General features: G+C 60.6%; 12 protein-coding genes and 2 pseudogenes. 6 read left to right on the forward strand and 8 right to left on the reverse strand.

Annotated features, from left to right (window positions below; genetic code table 11):
- Positions 1 to 78: 78 nt before the first annotated feature.
- Both A9976_RS23150 and A9976_RS23155 read left to right on the forward strand, forming a co-directional pair.
- Positions 79 to 2,421 carry a glycosyltransferase gene (locus tag A9976_RS23150; protein WP_183020943.1) on the forward strand — a complete coding sequence of 781 codons (2,343 nt, stop codon included), beginning with the start codon at positions 79 to 81 and terminating at the stop codon, positions 2,419 to 2,421.
- On the forward strand, positions 2,418 to 3,341 hold the full coding sequence (locus A9976_RS23155) for a bifunctional 2-polyprenyl-6-hydroxyphenol methylase/3-demethylubiquinol 3-O-methyltransferase UbiG (protein WP_197957014.1): 924 nt from the start codon (positions 2,418 to 2,420) through the stop codon (positions 3,339 to 3,341). The genes A9976_RS23150 and A9976_RS23155 overlap by 4 nt, the downstream gene beginning before the upstream one ends.
- Positions 3,342 to 3,345: 4 nt before the next feature.
- Here the strand turns inward: A9976_RS23155 and A9976_RS23160 are convergent, their stop codons facing one another.
- The 4 genes and pseudogenes from A9976_RS23160 to A9976_RS23175 form a co-directional block, all read right to left on the reverse strand.
- On the reverse strand, positions 3,346 to 4,608 hold the full coding sequence (locus tag A9976_RS23160; protein ID WP_183020944.1) for an ABC transporter ATP-binding protein: 1,263 nt from the start codon (positions 4,606 to 4,608) through the stop codon (positions 3,346 to 3,348).
- Complete coding sequence (locus A9976_RS23165; RefSeq protein WP_183020945.1) at positions 4,598 to 5,416, reverse strand: ABC transporter permease; 819 nt, start codon at positions 5,414 to 5,416, stop codon at positions 4,598 to 4,600. The genes A9976_RS23160 and A9976_RS23165 overlap by 11 nt, the downstream gene beginning before the upstream one ends.
- Before the next feature lie 79 nt (positions 5,417 to 5,495).
- Positions 5,496 to 6,182 (reverse strand): 2OG-Fe(II) oxygenase, encoded by a 687-nt coding sequence (locus A9976_RS23170; RefSeq protein ID WP_183020946.1) that lies wholly within the window; start codon positions 6,180 to 6,182, stop codon positions 5,496 to 5,498.
- 283 nt (positions 6,183 to 6,465) lie between these two features.
- Positions 6,466 to 6,756 (reverse strand): annotated as a pseudogene (locus tag A9976_RS23175) (helix-turn-helix domain-containing protein); the annotation flags it as partial.
- On the opposite strand from A9976_RS23175, the gene A9976_RS23180 reads away from it, so the two are divergent.
- The 4 genes and pseudogenes from A9976_RS23180 to A9976_RS23195 all read left to right on the forward strand — a co-directional run bounded on the left by A9976_RS23180 (position 6,755) and on the right by A9976_RS23195 (position 9,229).
- Positions 6,755 to 6,925 (forward strand): hypothetical protein, encoded by a 171-nt coding sequence (locus tag A9976_RS23180; protein ID WP_183020947.1) that lies wholly within the window; start codon positions 6,755 to 6,757, stop codon positions 6,923 to 6,925. The pseudogene A9976_RS23175 and the gene A9976_RS23180 sit on opposite strands and share 2 nt — an antisense overlap.
- 194 nt (positions 6,926 to 7,119) lie before the next feature.
- Positions 7,120 to 7,536 (forward strand): annotated as a pseudogene (locus A9976_RS23190) (SDR family NAD(P)-dependent oxidoreductase); the annotation flags it as partial.
- The gene (locus A9976_RS31470; RefSeq protein ID WP_409049555.1) at positions 7,531 to 7,872 is read left to right on the forward strand and encodes an L-rhamnose mutarotase; all 342 of its coding nucleotides are present in this window, start codon (positions 7,531 to 7,533) and stop codon (positions 7,870 to 7,872) included. The pseudogene A9976_RS23190 and the gene A9976_RS31470, both read left to right, overlap by 6 nt.
- Before the next feature lie 301 nt (positions 7,873 to 8,173).
- Entirely contained in the window at positions 8,174 to 9,229 is a 1,056-nt protein-coding gene (locus tag A9976_RS23195; protein WP_183020948.1) for a porin, read from the forward strand.
- Positions 9,230 to 9,254: 25 nt separating this feature from the next.
- Here A9976_RS23195 and A9976_RS23200 read toward each other — a convergent pair whose 3' ends face one another.
- From A9976_RS23200 to A9976_RS23215, 4 genes are all read right to left on the reverse strand, one after another.
- Positions 9,255 to 10,646 (reverse strand): efflux transporter outer membrane subunit, encoded by a 1,392-nt coding sequence (locus A9976_RS23200; protein ID WP_183020949.1) that lies wholly within the window; start codon positions 10,644 to 10,646, stop codon positions 9,255 to 9,257.
- 1 nt (position 10,647) lies between these two features.
- On the reverse strand, positions 10,648 to 12,594 hold the full coding sequence (locus A9976_RS23205; protein WP_183020950.1) for a MacB family efflux pump subunit: 1,947 nt from the start codon (positions 12,592 to 12,594) through the stop codon (positions 10,648 to 10,650).
- A gap of 2 nt (positions 12,595 to 12,596) precedes the next feature.
- Positions 12,597 to 13,778: an efflux RND transporter periplasmic adaptor subunit gene (locus A9976_RS23210; protein WP_183020951.1), complete on the reverse strand. Its 1,182-nt coding sequence runs from the start codon at positions 13,776 to 13,778 to the stop codon at positions 12,597 to 12,599.
- A gap of 290 nt (positions 13,779 to 14,068) precedes the next feature.
- On the reverse strand, positions 14,069 to 15,280 hold the full coding sequence (locus tag A9976_RS23215) for an ABC transporter substrate-binding protein (protein ID WP_012204238.1): 1,212 nt from the start codon (positions 15,278 to 15,280) through the stop codon (positions 14,069 to 14,071).
- Positions 15,281 to 15,337 lie beyond the last annotated feature (57 nt).

Below are 15,337 nucleotides of genomic sequence, written 5' to 3' on the forward strand. Positions count from 1 at the left end.
GCCTGCTGATGATTCGTTGAAAAAGCGTCCGAGGTCACATCAACCAGCCATTCGACCTGATCCATCCTATCAATTTCCATGAAAAATAATACTGAAAAGCAATTGCTATATTCATCCACTGCCAGTATGCCAGACGGGAAGGATGATCAGTCCGACATGGGGACGCAATCTGGAATTTCGCGGGGGGAAATCCTTGCCTTGCGACAGACCATTGATGAGCTGGAGCGGGAGCTGAAAAATAGCAAAGATGTCATTGCGTCGCGTGATTTGGGAATTTCATGGCTCAGGAGCGAAGTTGCTGCATTAAAGTTGACTCTTGAGCGGCGAAGGAAAAGCTTCCGATACCTGATGATCGATGGCTTGTATCTGATTGCAGAACGCTCCCGATTGGCTCGAAACCTGGGGAACATGCTGCTACCCAGTCGGGTAAAGGCTCTTTTGCACTCGGAGTCACTCAAGAGCCAGCTGTCAAGCCAGCTGCACACCCTTCAATCTCTGCAAGGAGATGAGCAGGCATTGTTCCCTGGGGTCAGCAACGGGAAAATGGACGTTGTCTGTTTGGCCAATATCGAGTGGTCTGCCCGTTACCAGCGGCCGCAGCATATCATGTCTCAATTTGCGGCCAAGGGACATCGCATTTTCTATATTGCACGCTCCATCATGCCGGCACAAGGTGAGCCGTATGTCATGAAGCAAGTGGCATACAACATCTATGAAATAGGGCTTGAGTTTCATGATTCTGAAGAATTCTATGCGCACAGGATGTCTCAGGAAAATCTGAGTGCCGCCAACAGGTCATTGGCACGGTTGATGGTGGACGCAAAAATCAGAGAGGCGCTGATTGTTGTTCACTTGTCTTACTGGACCGCATTGGCGGTCGAGCTCCAGAAGAAGCGAGCCTGGCGCCTCCAATACGATTGCATGGATGAGTGGGCGGATTTTCCAGATATAGGCCAGCAACTTCTCCAGGAGGAAGAAATCCTGATAGAAAAATCTGACCTGGTGACTGTCACCGCTTCCTTGCTTGAGAAGAAGTGGCAGGCCGCCAGCAAGAAGTGCATCCTGGTCAGAAACGGGGTAGAGTTTGAATTTTTCTCATCCAACTGTGTGAAGAATGAGCTTCTGGCACACTTGGAAAAACCAGTCATCGGATTCTACGGTGCACTGGCTCCCTGGGTTGATTTCCAACTCGTACATTACTTGGCGACACGCCGCCCGAAATGGAACTTTGTACTTGTCGGCGATTGCTTCGTCAAGGATCTGGCTGGAATAGATCGGTTACCCAATGTGCACTTGCTGGGGAAGAAGGCCTATGAATACATGCCGCGCTATCTGCATGGCTTTGATGTCTGCCTGATTCCATTCAAATTGAACAAGGTCACCCATGCGGTGGATCCTGTGAAATTCTATGAATACATAAGCGTGGGCAAGCCCGTTGTCAGTGTTCCTCTGGAGGAGATGGCAATATATGGAGACTACGTATACTTCGCCAGGGAATATGCAGATTTCCTGAACAAGGTCGAGGTTGCGCTGAAGGAGAATGATCCAGATCTGACCCAGCGCAGAATTCAGCTGGCCAAAAACAATGACTGGCACCACCGCTATCTTTCAATGGAACAGGCGCTGCAAACCTTGTATGAAAAATGTTCCATCGTCGTTGTCAGCTACAACAACGCCGATCTGACGCGACAGTGTATTGAGAGCATTGTGGCCCGTACGATGTATCCCAACTACGAAGTGATCATCGTGGACAATGCTTCCCAGGATGACACTCGTGACATGCTACGCAGCATGCAGCGTCAATTCCCGGGCTTGAAGTTGAAATTGATCATCAACGATCAAAACCGCGGCTTCGCTGCGGCCAACAACCAAGGCATTGCGCAGGCCGAGGGGAAGTATGTCGTACTCCTCAACAACGATACCGTGGTCACCAACGATTGGCTGGAATCCATGCTTCGGCATTTGCAGAAAAGTGACATAGGTCTGGTGGGGCCGGTAACCAACTCCGTGGGAAATGAGGCGAAGATCGCCGTTGATTACGTCAATATAGAGCAAATGCACGAGTTTGCCGCTCGCTATACGATTGCAAACGAGGGGCGTCACTTTGAAATTTCCGTATTGGCCATGTTTTGCGTCGCAATGCGTCGTGAGGTGTTCGATGAAATCGGGGAGCTTGATGAAGCATTCGGCATTGGCATGTTTGAAGATGACGACTACTGCCGCCGAATACAGTCGGCCGGGTATCGAACTGTGTGTGCGGAAGACTCCTTTGTTCATCACTATGGACAGGCTTCGTTCAAGAAGCTGATTGACTCAGGTGAGTATCAGGCGATCTGGGATCGCAACCAGGCGTATTTCGAGAAAAAGTGGGGTGCATGGACGCCCCATACCAATAATCGCAACCCCGAAAGGCTCACATGATTTCTGACGAAGAAATTACCGCGGCGCACTGGTCCAAGAATGTGGCGACCTCCGATGCGTTTTCTCCGCAACTGTACTGGCTTGCCATTCCGGCCGTACAGCGGCGTTTTCAGAGAAAGGCCTGTGCTGGTACCCGGCATGAATGGTGGGGAACCTATTGCATGGAGGAATTTTTTGATCGCCCTCGGTCCTCCGCAAAAATGTTGAGCATTGGTTGCGGAAGTGGCTCTCTGGAACGCGAACTTTTCCGATTGAACGCTTTTGGAGAATTTGATGCCATTGATATTGCCTCTGGCGCCATCGATATTGCCAGAGCCGAGGCTCGTTCAATGGGGGCAGACAATATCAACTATTTTGTCAGGGATGTTCAAAGCGTCCCGCTGGGAAGCGGAATCTACGATGCTGTCTGGTTCAATGGATCTCTGCACCACATAAAGCATCTGGAATTGGTTTGCCAATCCGTTCGTGCGGCATTGAAGCCTGGGGGATGGGTGTTTTTCAATGAATACGTAGGAGCAAATCAGTTTGCGTTCAACGAATTCCAGCGTACCGTCATCTCCAGCGCGTTTCAATTGCTGCCACCTGCGTATCGTCGGTCTTTTCAAGTGGAACATTTTGGAAAGGTGCAGCATGCAGTCCAACTGCCCGATCCGATTGAAGTGGCAAGGGTTGACCCGTCCGAGGCCATCAGGTCACAGGATATACGAAAAGTACTGTCCGAGAACTTTGTTGAATGTGCATTCAATCCCTGTGGTGGGAATATATTGCAATTTGCCTTGCACGGAATTGCTGGAAATTTTGTGGAAAGCAACCCGCGTTCAATGGCATTGCTTGAAATGCTGTTTCAGATAGAGGATGCGTTGATCTCGAACAGTTTTCTTGAATCGGATTTCGCTGTCGGTGTCATGAGGGCTCCCTGATCTATCAGGTTGATTTCTGGTTGTTGGGCGCCGATGTATCCAGCTCAATCCCCAGATCTACGATTCCGAGAAATGGAGTATTGCGCCCGGTGACCGTGTCAAAGCTCAATAGCCCCACTTGTTTGTCGATCAGCAGAGATGTCTCTTCAGTATGTCCATTCATCAATTTGATGGTGATGTGATACCGGCCAGGTGCCAGCCTGGCCGGGAAACGGAAGGTGAGGCTTGCTTCAAGCCAATCACTGCTCTTCATGCGGGGAGAGATCTGAAAGTTTTTTCCACCCACCACAAGAAGTCTTGCCTCTTGTACGGTGAGGCTGATATTGGGCAAATGGACGGATTTATGAAATCGACAATTGATTCTGATGTCGATGGTCTCGCCAAATACGAATGATGAGTAGTGGCTGCCTGTATTGTTGAAGTGTGCGGAGACGATTTCACCTTCTGTAGTACCAAAGGCGATGCGGGCACCGTTCACCGGGGTTTTCAATGCCACGGGAGTGGCGCCGCCGCTTGCCCATTGGCGTTGCTCATCGCGCATGTCCAGCAAGTACATCTCCGCCATCTCTTCAGGGGAGCCTGTTGATTTCAACCTTCCTTCACTGAGGTAAATGGCCTTGTTGCAAAATCTTTTCACCATGCTCATGTCGTGAGATACAAAAAGCAGTGTTGTCCCTTTTTGTGCCAGTGCCTCCAGCCGCCCGAGACATTTGAACTGAAATGAGGCATCTCCCACCGCCAATGCTTCATCAATGATCAGAATATCCGGGTCGATACATACAGACACGGAAAACGCCAGCCGAACAAGCATTCCGCTTGAATAGGTTTTGGTGGGCTGATCCATGAAATCACCGATATTTGCAAAATCAGCAATTTCATCAAAGCGGGCATCCATTGCCGATTTGTCCATCCCGAGTAATGCGCCATTAAGGTAGACATTTTCACGGCCTGTGAATTCGGGGTTGAAGCCTGAGCCCAATTCCAGTAAGGCTGCGATCTTGCCTCTGGTCACGATATTTCCAGTGCTGGCATTGAGTGTGCGGCAAATCAGTTGCAATAGAGTGGATTTGCCGCTCCCATTCCTGCCAATGATTCCGACGGCGTCGCCTTTGGCAACGCGAAAGGAGATATCCTTCAGTGCCCAAAACTCGCGAAATCGTCGACGTCTCCCAAAGGGAAGCATCTGTATGAACCGGTCCTGCGGGCTGTCATAGACCCGATAGCATTTGCTCAGCGCTTCAACCTCGATGGAGAAATCAAAGGACATCGGCAAACCCCTCACGGCTTTTCTGGAAGAAGCAGAGTCCCAGAAAAGCGAAAAGACCGGACGCAAGAGTTGATGCAAGCAAGGGCATCGCAGCCGGCATCTTCCCCCAATAGAGCACCATTCGTGCATTCTCGATGACTTGAGCCAATGGATTGAGTTCGATCAGGCCTTTAAGCTCAGCAGGCAAAGTGCTTGTCGGATAGAAAATGGGAGTCAAAAACATCAACGGCAATAGTAGCGCACCAATGATGTGCCCCGCATCCCTAAAATAAACGCCGATGGCACTGAAGATCCATGAAAGTCCCGCCGTCATGAGTATAAGCGGCAGCAATATCACGGGGTAGAGAATGACAGTCCAATGAGGCAGCCCTATCACCAGGCTGTAGAAAGCAAGCAAGACCAGCAGGCTGATACCCATGTGAAATACCGCTACTCCCAGGCTTGTCCATGGCAAGATCTCAAGAGGAAAGACTATTTTCTTCACATAGTTTGGTGTGGATGTGATTAATGCCGGCGCACGGGTGACACATTCTGAGAATAGCCCAAAAACCGTCATTCCAATGAATATGAGAATTGCAAACTCAAAAGATGAGCCGTTACCTCCGAGCCATTTGACTGAGAATACATTCTTGAATACCAGGGTATAAACCATCAGCGTAAAAAATGGGCTGATGATTGACCATAGCCAACCCATGACCGAGTTTCTATAGCGCGAATCTATTTCGCGCATGACAATGGCCTGTATCAAATGCCTGTGCTGCCATGGAATAATTAGCTTGGCGATGTCTCCGAATGCTATTTTGGGCATATGCTTCTAGTTTCGAGACAGGCCGAAGAAATGCTTATCAATATGAAAACAGCGCTTGTACTGGTTGGTGCAAGCTGCTTCAGCTTGCAACATAGTCGTGCAATTCCAATTCAGAACCGGGTGGCCACATTGAGCTGATGGACCCCGGCTGATAGAAAGTCACTGTCACACTGCGACGCGATTCACGTACCCGTGCAGAGACCTGGGTCACCTCATGCCAGGAATCCTCTGAACGCACGAAGGCTACCGAGTTCCCGACAATGGGGTTGATAAGGGCTGCGACGTCCTTTGCATCTGATGAGTTCAATATTGCAAGGCAACCACCGTCTGCTGGAAGCCAGTGCTCATTGAAATAGAAAACATGCGTAACCTTTTTCTCTGGAAGATCACGATGTGGCCCGAGAAGTGCCCCGGATCCATAGTGGTAAAGATTCGCCTCCATGGGAAAATCGGACAAATCGATGCCTGTGAGGGATGACATGGCATTGCGGTAATTTTCGGAAATCAAGTCTTGTGCAAACCTTAGCCAGCTAGGACTTAGATAGTCTGGGCGAGATATGCAATTTTCGCCCATGGGAACCAAGGAGCGGGCATCGTATCGATAGTCCTTTTCTCCCCCATAGGCTTCTATGGTCCGGAAGTGATCGAATGGATAAGTCTGAGCAAGCGAAGCACAATCCTGTGAGGAATACAGGTCAGATATTTCCGCCCAACGGAAAGGAGTTGCATTCAATTGGCAATTAAAAATTTGATTGAAATCGAGCATCGCTTTGATTTGTGGAGTGGTAATTGATTATACGATTTCCATAAGAATAATCAACGCCTGAACTGCAACCCTTGCGTTCGGTCATGCGTGGCTTCACAGTGTGATGACGCTATTGTTCTTTAACCAATAACAAGGCTGCGCAAAAGATGGAATGGGGTTGTCTACCAGCTGGGGGAGCAGTCGCGGCCCATGCGTCCCTGGCCGTCCATGCGCCCGGCAAGTCTCGCTTAGCGCCCCCTCATCCTTCAGCGTGCATTTGCCTGTTGGGTGATAGCTGCCCCGTGCGGTTGACCGGCGGGTGGCGGTGCGCCAGCGCGAACATCTTGAGACTGAGCGCATGGCGGTCGCCGCCGGCCGAGCGCATCACATATTGCCGGGCCACCAGCCGCTCGAGCATGCGGTAGATCTCGCTGGTGCCCCGGCCCAGTTCCTTGACGATCTCGGCCCGCGTCATTCCATCGGGGTGCTCGGCCAGCAGCTCCAGGATGTCCCGCCCCTTGTCCAGTGCCGGCGCGCGGTAGCGATCGACGTCCTCTGCGTTGGCCAGATGTTCCTCAATGGTTTGTCGGCTCATGTCCGCTGTAGCCGCGCTGGCTCCAGTGGTGGCGCCGGTAGCGCAGCCGTCCCGGCAGGCGCTGATCGAGGCCATGACCGGCGAGCGGGACGGCCTGGGCGGTGCACCGTGCGCAGCCCAGGCAGCCCAGGCATCCCGGCAGACGGGCGCGCAGACGATATGCCCGTGACGCTGGAACTGCAGCAGGTATGCGGCAAGGGTTTTGGGGCCGTCAGCCTGCAGGTCACGGTCTTTGAGTTGATAAACGGTTGGGCGTCCTCGCGGCTGTCGGTGTCCGAGCGCTAGGCGCTGTGGGGTGGCGCCGCCGCGCGCTGCTACGGCCTGCAGCCGCAAGGCATGACCTGAAACCACATGGGAGACAGCATGGACCTGAACCTGAAAGACAGGACCTTCATCGTCACGGACGGTGCCAGCGGCATCGGGACGGCCATCTCGCTGCGGCTGGCCGGTGAAAGTGCGGTTCCGCTGATCTGCGGCAAGGACACCATGTCCGCGCGGTTCGAGGCGCAGCTCATGGCGCTGCAGCCCCGCGCACGCCACTTCCGCCTCGCCCTGGTCGATGAACGGGCATGCGGGGAGATGGTGGCCCGCGCTGCGGCGTACTGCGGCCACATCGACGGCGTGGTGAAAAACGCGGGCATCAATGAAGGCTTGGGCCTGGACGCAGGGGGCGACGCCTTCGTGCGCTCGCGGCAGGCCAACCTGGTGCACTACTTCGTCATGGCCCACCCTTGCCTGCCGCACCTCCAGGCCAGCCGTGGCGCCATCGTCAACATCTCGTCCAAACTCGATCTCAGGGATGCCCCGGCGCTGATGGCCCGGTATGAAACCCTGCACCGCCGGACATGGCCTGAGGTGGCGGCGCATCTGCGCAGCCATGGCGTCACCGGCATGGAAACCCACCGCCTTGGCACGCGCATGGTGATGGTGATGGAAACCGATGACGCGGTGCATGACCTCCGGGCCATGTCCCTGGCCGCTGCCATCGACCCGAAGCTGCGCAAATGGGAGGCGCTGATGTGGACCTTCCAGGCGCCCACGCCCTGGACACCGCCCGGCGACAAGTGGACTCCCATGGCCTGCATCTTCCTGCTGGCAGATGCTGCGGCGGACTGAGCATCCGGCGGCCATGCCCCATCCCCGAACGTCGCTCCGCCCCCTTCCAGGGGAAAACACCGGGGTGCCCGCGCCGCAAATGCATAGGTCTGCGCATCAATCGTTCAGGCCTGGCGCCATCCCTGCGGAGAATTCATGAAAGCAGCCTGCAGGGCATCGCAACCACGGGACTGCATGCGCCCGCAAGAACAAGAAGCACAAGAACAAGGGCTGGTGACCGGTTTCAAGCTGTTTCCCCATGGCGGCCGTGCTGCGGCCACGGGGATTTTCGCCAATCGGCAATGTCAAGGAGGAGAGGGAGATGAGTAAACGCATGATCCGCAGCGCGGGCCTGGCCGCGCTGGTGCTAGGCACGGCCCTGGCTGCCCAGGCCCAGAGTTCGGTCACGCTCTATGGGCGTGTGGTCGCGGGGGTGGACTACCAGAACAATGTGTACGACCCGGCCACGGGGGGCTCTGGCAATCTGTGGCGGGCGGTTGGCAACCAGTGGGGCACGAGCATGCTGGGTTTCAAGGGGGAGGAGGACCTGGGCGGCGGGCTGCATGCGCTGTTCACGCTGGAGTCGGGCTTCAGCATCGACGATGCCAGTTTCAACGGCGCAGGTTTCTTCAACCGCCGCAGCTTCGTGGGCCTGCGCAGCGGCTGGGGCACGCTGAAGCTGGGCAAGGACCTGTCGATCTCGGATGCGCACTGGGTGCTGGACCCCACGGGCCAGCAGTTCATCGGCTCGGCCACGCTGGTGCGGGGGCGCAACTGGGGCGGGCATGACAACATGATCTCGTACGAGACGCCCAGCTGGGGCGGCCTGCGCGTGCTCGCGCTGACCGGCCTGGGCGAGCAGCCGCAGGGCGCATCGCGGCTGCGCAAGGATGCGCTGTCGGTTTCCTATACCGCGCCCACGTTCGAGTTGCGCGCCATCTACGATGTGGCCCGCGATGCCAATGGCCGCTTCAGCGATCTCTACACCACCTCCCGCAACCTGACGCTGGGCGGCACGGTGACGCTGTCCGCGCTCAAGCTGTTCGCGGGCTATGAGCAGCTGTCCGCGCCCGACAGCGCGGCCGGCATGCCCGACAAGGCGCGGCAGTACTGGGTGGGCGCGCGCTACAAGGTGTCAGGCCCGCTGACGCTGATCGGGGCGGGCTACCGCACCACGGTCAACAAGGGCGGCGGCAGCGCCAACCTGCTCATGGCGGGCGCCGACTACGCGCTGTCCAGGCGCACGCTGCTGTACGCCAGCGTGGGCAATGTGCGCAATGGCGGCAATGCGAACTTCTCGGTGCAGACCACCAACAACAACCCGGCGCCAGGCGGCAGCCAGACCGGCTTCTACGTGGGCATGGCGCATTCGTTCTGACTCTGGCGGACCCTGGGTGGTGGCTTCAGGAAGCCGGCCACCCGCCGCCTAGGGCCTTGTGCAGCGTGAGCTGGTTCTGCAGGCGTGCCAGGTGCAGCGCGGACAGGGCCAGCTGCGCTGCGCGGCGGCGCTCCTGGGCGTCCAGCCAGGTGCGCAGCGGCACCTGGCCGGCGCGGTAGCGCGCCTCGTACAGCCGCGTGATTTCCACGGATTCCTGCGTGGCGCGCTGCTGGGCCTCTTCCTGGCGGGCCAGTTCGGTGCGGGCGGACAGGGATTTTTCCGTTTCGGCCAACGCGGCGTACAGCGTTTTGCGGAAGTTGACTACCGCCTCCTCGTACTGGCTGCGTGCGATGGCGGTGTTCAGCCGCATCTCGCGCACATTGAGAAACGGCAGGGCCAGGTTGGCGCCCAGGGCCGCCACGGGATTGGCCAGCACATCGAGCAGGGTGCTGCTGGAGGTGCCCAGGCTGCCGGTGAGCGATAGCCGGGGGTAGTAGCTGGCGGCCGTGGCATCGCTGCCGGCCAGGGCGCCGCGCAGCCGCAGTTCGGCGGCGCGCAGGTCGGGGCGGCGCCCCAGCAGGTCGGCGGGCAGGCCTGGCTGCACGGCGGGCAGGTCGGCCACGGGCAGCGCCTGGGGCTCGCCACCGGGCGGCTCGGCGCCCTGCAGCAATTCGGCCAATGCCTGGCGCAGTTCGGCGCGGGCCTGGGTGTATTGGCTCAGCAGGGCCTGCTGCTCGGCCAGGGCCTGCCGGGCCTCGCGCAGCTCCAGGCCGGACACTGCGCCGCTGCGGTACTGGGCCTGCACCAGGTCGATCGTGCGGCGCACGTACTCCAGGCTTTGGCGTGACATGTCCAGGCGCTCGTTGGCCAGCGCCAGCTGCCAGTACAGGCTGGCCGTGGTGGTGGTCAGCGACAGCGCCACGGCATCCTTGTCCTGCACGCTGGCCTGTGCTTCGAAGACGGCGGCATCGCGCTGCGCGCCCAGCCGGTTGAACAGGTCCAGCTCCCAGGCCACGCCCAGTGTGGCGCTGGCGTTCTCCAGGGTGCTGCGCTGGCTGCCCGACAGCGGGCGGCTGGCGCCCGTGCCTACGCTGCCGCTGGGCTGGGGCAGCAGCGCATGGCCTGCCAGTTGCGCCTGCAACGCGGCACGCCGCACGCGGATGCCGGCCGTGGCCATGTCTGGGTTGCGCGCCAGCGCCAGGTCAATCCAGGCATCGAGCCGTGGATCGCCGAAGCCGCGCCACCACGCATCGGTCATGGGCGTGGGCGTGGGCGTGGCTGCCGGGGACGATGCCTGCGCATGTTCGAACTGCGCGGGCAGCGCCACCTGTGGCGCTTCGTAGGGGGTGCGCGTGATGGCGCCGCAGCCCGCAAGGGCCACGGCGCATGCCAGCGCGCTGGTCTTGAGCATATGCATGTCAATCTCTGGAGAGGGCCTGGACGGGGTCCAGGCGCGCCGCGCTGCGCGCGGGCAGGAAGCCGAAGGTGATGCCTATGAGCGAGGAACAGGCGACGGCCAGCACGATGGAGGCGGCCGAGAACGACAGCTGGAAGCTGGAGCCCGACAGGCTCACTGCCAGGCCCAGGCCCAGCGCCAGAGAGACACCCAGGATGCCGCCCACGATGCAGACCAGCACGGCCTCGATCAGGAACTGCTGAAGGATGTCCGACTGGCGCGCGCCGATGGCCATGCGCACGCCGATCTCGCGCGTGCGCTCGGTCACCGACACCAGCATGATGTTCATCACGCCGATGCCGCCCACCAGCAGCGCGATCATGGCGATGGCCGAGACCAGCAGCGTCAGCGTGGTGCTGGTGCGCGTGATGGCCTGGCGGATCTGGTCGGAGTTCCAGACGAAGAAGTCCTTGGTGCCGTGGCGTTCCGTGAGCAGGCTGGTGGCCGCCTTCAGTGCGATCTCGGCCGGCACCTCGTCCTTGATGCGCAGCGTGATGCTGTCCAGGTGGTACTTGCCGACCAGGCGCGTGGCGGCCGCCGTGTAGGGCACGAAGAAGGTGGGCGTGGAGCCACCGAAGCTGTTTTGCGCGGGGCGCAGCACGCCCACGATCTCCACGGGCATCTCGCCCAGCATCACCACCTCGCCCAGCGGGCTGGGGTTGCCGGGGAAGAGCGCGGTGGCGGCCTTCTGGTCGATGACCGCGACCTGGGCGTGCAGGTCCACGTCGCGCTGGTCGAAGAACCGCCCTGACGCCAGGCGCAGGCCCTTCACCCGGAAATGCTCGAAGCCCACGCCCGTCACCTGGGCCATGGCCGCGTTCTCGCGGTACAGCGCCGTGACGCTGACCGACACATTGGGCGTGGCGCTGTCCACGTAGGGCTGCTCGGCCAGGGCCTGGGCATCGGCGGCGACCAGGGTCTCGATGGCGGCGGCGCGCGTGTCGCCGAAGTCCTTGCCCGGGAAGATGTCCAGCGTGTTCGTGCCCAGCTCGCTGATCTGGTTCATCACCTGCTGCTGCGCGCCGCGCCCCAGCGCCACCACCGAGACCACGGCAGAGATGCCGATGATGATGCCCAGCATGGTCAGGAAGGTGCGCAGGCGGTGCGCGTTCATGGCCCGCAGAGCCATGCGCAGCGCTTCGCCGAAGCGGTCGCCGAACTGGCGCCAGGAGGCGGCGCGCGGGGCGGCTGTGGCCTCCAGCGGGGGCTTGCTTTCGTGCGGGGCGCTGCGCCGGTCCGCGATGATGGCGCCGTCGCTGATCTCGATCACGCGCGAGGCGTGGGCCGCCACGGCCATGTCGTGCGTGACCAGGATGATGGTGTGGCCGTCGGCATGCAGCTCCTGCAGGATGCGCATGACCTGCTCGCCGCTGGCCTTGTCCAGCGCTCCCGTGGGCTCGTCGGCCAGGATGACGGCGCCGCCGTTCATCAGCGCGCGGGCGATGGATACGCGCTGCTGCTGCCCGCCCGACAGCTGGCCCGGCCGGTGCTGCATGCGGTCGGCCAGGCCCAGGCGTTCGAGCAGGGCGGCCGAGCGCGCATGGCGGTCCGTGGGCGCCGTGCCGGCGTAGACCGATGGCAGCTCCACATTGCCCTGGGCCGTGAGGTCGGCCAGCAGGTGGTAGCGCTGGAAGATGAAGCCGAAATGCTCGCGCCGCAGCGCGGCCAGCGCATCGGGGCCCAGCTCGCCGGTCTCGCGGCCGGCGATGCGGTAGCTGCCCGAGGTCGGATGGTCCAGGCAGCCGAGGATGTTCATCAGCGTGGACTTGCCCGAGCCCGAGGCGCCCACGATGGCCACCATCTCGCCGGCCTCGATGGTCAGGTCGATGTCCTTGAGCACGGCGACCGTGGTGTCACCGGCGGGGAACTCCCTGCGCAGTCCCCGCATCTGCAGCAATGGCTGGTCCATGCTCACATTCCCATGGGGTCGGCGGCAGGGGCGTTGTTCGGGCCCGCCTCGCCGATCACCACCTGCTCGCCTGCCTCCAGGCCCGACAGCACCTGGGCCTGGGCATTGGTGCGCAGGCCGATGCGCACCTTGCGATCGGCGACCTTGCCTTCGCCGTCGCGCACGCGCACGGTGTAGCTGTCGTCCTCTGCCCGGCTGCCCAGTGCGGCGGCCGGCACCAGCACGGCCTTGTCGGCCTGGGCCACGCGCACGGTGACCTGTGCGGTCATGGAGGGGCGCAGCTTGCCGTCCGGGTTGGGTACGTCGAACTGGGCGTTGTAGTAGATGGCCTTGGCGGCGGGCGTGGCCGCAGCGGGCGAGGCGCCGCCACCCGCGTCATTGACGATGGAGGTCGGTGCGGGCTCGATGCGCTCTATCTTCGCCATGTGTTTTTGGCGGTTGCTGCCCAGCGTGGTGAACCATGCGGTCTGGCCGAGCTGGATCTTGTCCACGTCGGCCTCGGCAATCTCGGCACGCACGGTCATCACGTCGAGCTTGGCCAGCATGACGATGGTGGGCGTGGTCTGGAACGAGTTCAGTGTCTGGCCCTGCTTGGTGACCACGGCCACGATCACGCCGTCCATGGGCGCGACGATGCGGGTGTAGCCCAGGTTGATGCGCTCGGTCTCCACCTGGGTGCGTGCCTGCTCGATCTGGGCCTGCAGGGCGCCGACCTCGGCCTGGGCCGTGTCCAGCGCCGCCTTGGCGGCCTCATGGTCGGCGCGCGAGGTGGCGTCGGCCTGCAGCAGTTCCTGCTGACGCAGGAAGGTGAGCCGGGCCTGGACGAGGGCGGCGCGCCGCGCGGCCAACTGCGCCTGCAGCGCGGTGACCGAGGCCTCGGCATTGCGCAGCTTGATGCGCTGCGGCTGGGCATCGACTTCGGCGATCAGGTCGCCGGCCTTGACCTGCTGGCCCAGTTCCACATGCAGGCGCTTGACCTGTCCGGAGACCTGGGCGCCCACGGCAACCAGCTCCTTGGCATGCAGCCGGCCTACGGCCAGCACGGTCTGCTCCAGATCGCCTACCGTGACGGCGGCGGTTGCGTACTTGGTGGCGGGCTTGGCATTGGCTTTCCACAGCGCGATGCCGGCGATCAGGCAGGCGCCGATCACGGCGCCCACCGTCCATTTGCGGTTGAACTTCATTCTTCCCCTGCTGCGCGGTCGGCCGCAGAGGAAACAGTCCCTGCCCAGCGCCACGCCAGATGCTCGAACTTACCAGTCTGGCGCGGTTCGATGTCCCGGCATTGACCAAGGCATGGAGATTCAGTGGAGAGCAGGCCTGGGATACGCCTGAAACCTCGCAACTCTGTCTTATGGCGGGGACATGTTGACCCCCCAGCCGCAAATCAGGGACACCGAGGAAGGGCCGCCCCGCCCCGAGGGTGTCGTCCCCCTCTGGGGGAAGCGGCGAAGCCGCTCAGGGGGAGCGATGTTTACCGCCAATATTGGCACTTGCTCTCGGCCTTCGTCGTCCAGACCTGCTCGGCCGGCAGCTTCTTGACCAGCTTGTAGTAGTCCCAGGTGCCCTTGGATTCGGCGGGGGACTTCACTTCCATCAGGTACATGTCGTGCACGTAGCGGCCGTCCTCGCGCAGGTAGCCGCTGCCGAAGAAGTCGTCCATCTTCATGCCGCGCCAGGTGGCCATGACCTTGTCGGCGTCCAGCGTGCCGGCCTTCTCCACGGCCTTGAGCCAGTTCATGGTGGCCGAGTAGTCGGCCGCCTGGATCTCGCTGGGGCGGCGCTGGGTCTTGGCCATGAAGGCATCGGCGAACTTGCGCGAGGCATCGTTCATGTCCCAGTACCAGCTGGTGGTGAACTGCATGCCCTGGGTGTTCTTCAGGCCCAGGCTGTGCACGTCGGTGAAGAACACCAGCAGGCCGGCCAGCTTCATGTCCTTGGTCACGCCGAACTCGCGCGCGGCCTTGATGGAGTTGATGGTGTCGCCACCCGCGTTGGCCAGGCCCAGGATCTGGGCCTTGGAGTTCTGCGCCTGCAGCATGAAGCTGGAGAAGTCGCTGGCGTTCAGCGGCGTCTTGACCGAGCCCAGCACCTTGCCGCCGCGCGCCTCGATGATCTTGGTGGTGTCCGCCTCCAGCGCATGGCCGAAGGCATAGTCGGCCGTCACGAAGTACCAGCTCTTGCCGCCGGCCTCCACCACGGCCGCGCCCGTGCCCTTGGCCAGGGCCACGGTGTCGAAGGCGTAGTGCACCGTATAGGGGCTGCACTGCTCGTTGGTCAGCGCCGAGCTGCCCGCGCCGTTGTCGATGAAGACACGCTTTTTCTCCTGCGCCACCTTGGCCATGGACAGGGCCGTGGCCGAGTTCGTGCCGCCAAACACCAGGCTGATGCCCTGCGTGTCTATCCACTCGCGCGCCTTGCTGGCGGCAATGTCGGCCTTGTTCTGGTGGTCGGCCGTCAGCAGCTCGATGGGCTTGCCCAGCAGCTTGCCGCCGTAGTCGTCGATGGCCATCTGTATCGCCACGGCGCCGTTCTTGCCCTCGACATCGGCATAGAGACTGGACATGTCGGTGATGAAGCCGATCCGAACCTTGTCCTGCTGCGCCAGGGCCGGCGTTGCCAGTGCGGCGGCGCACAGTGCCAGGGCCAGCGGTGTCATCAGCGATGTCTTGGGGCGTTGCTGCATGAAGTCTCCTTGCTTTGGATGGAAAAAGCCCGCTGCTGTTGCGCAGGGGCCGGGGTG

The sequence above is a fragment of the Delftia sp. UME58 genome (assembly GCF_014170385.1).
GTDB lineage: Bacteria > Pseudomonadota > Gammaproteobacteria > Burkholderiales > Burkholderiaceae_C > Comamonas > Comamonas acidovorans.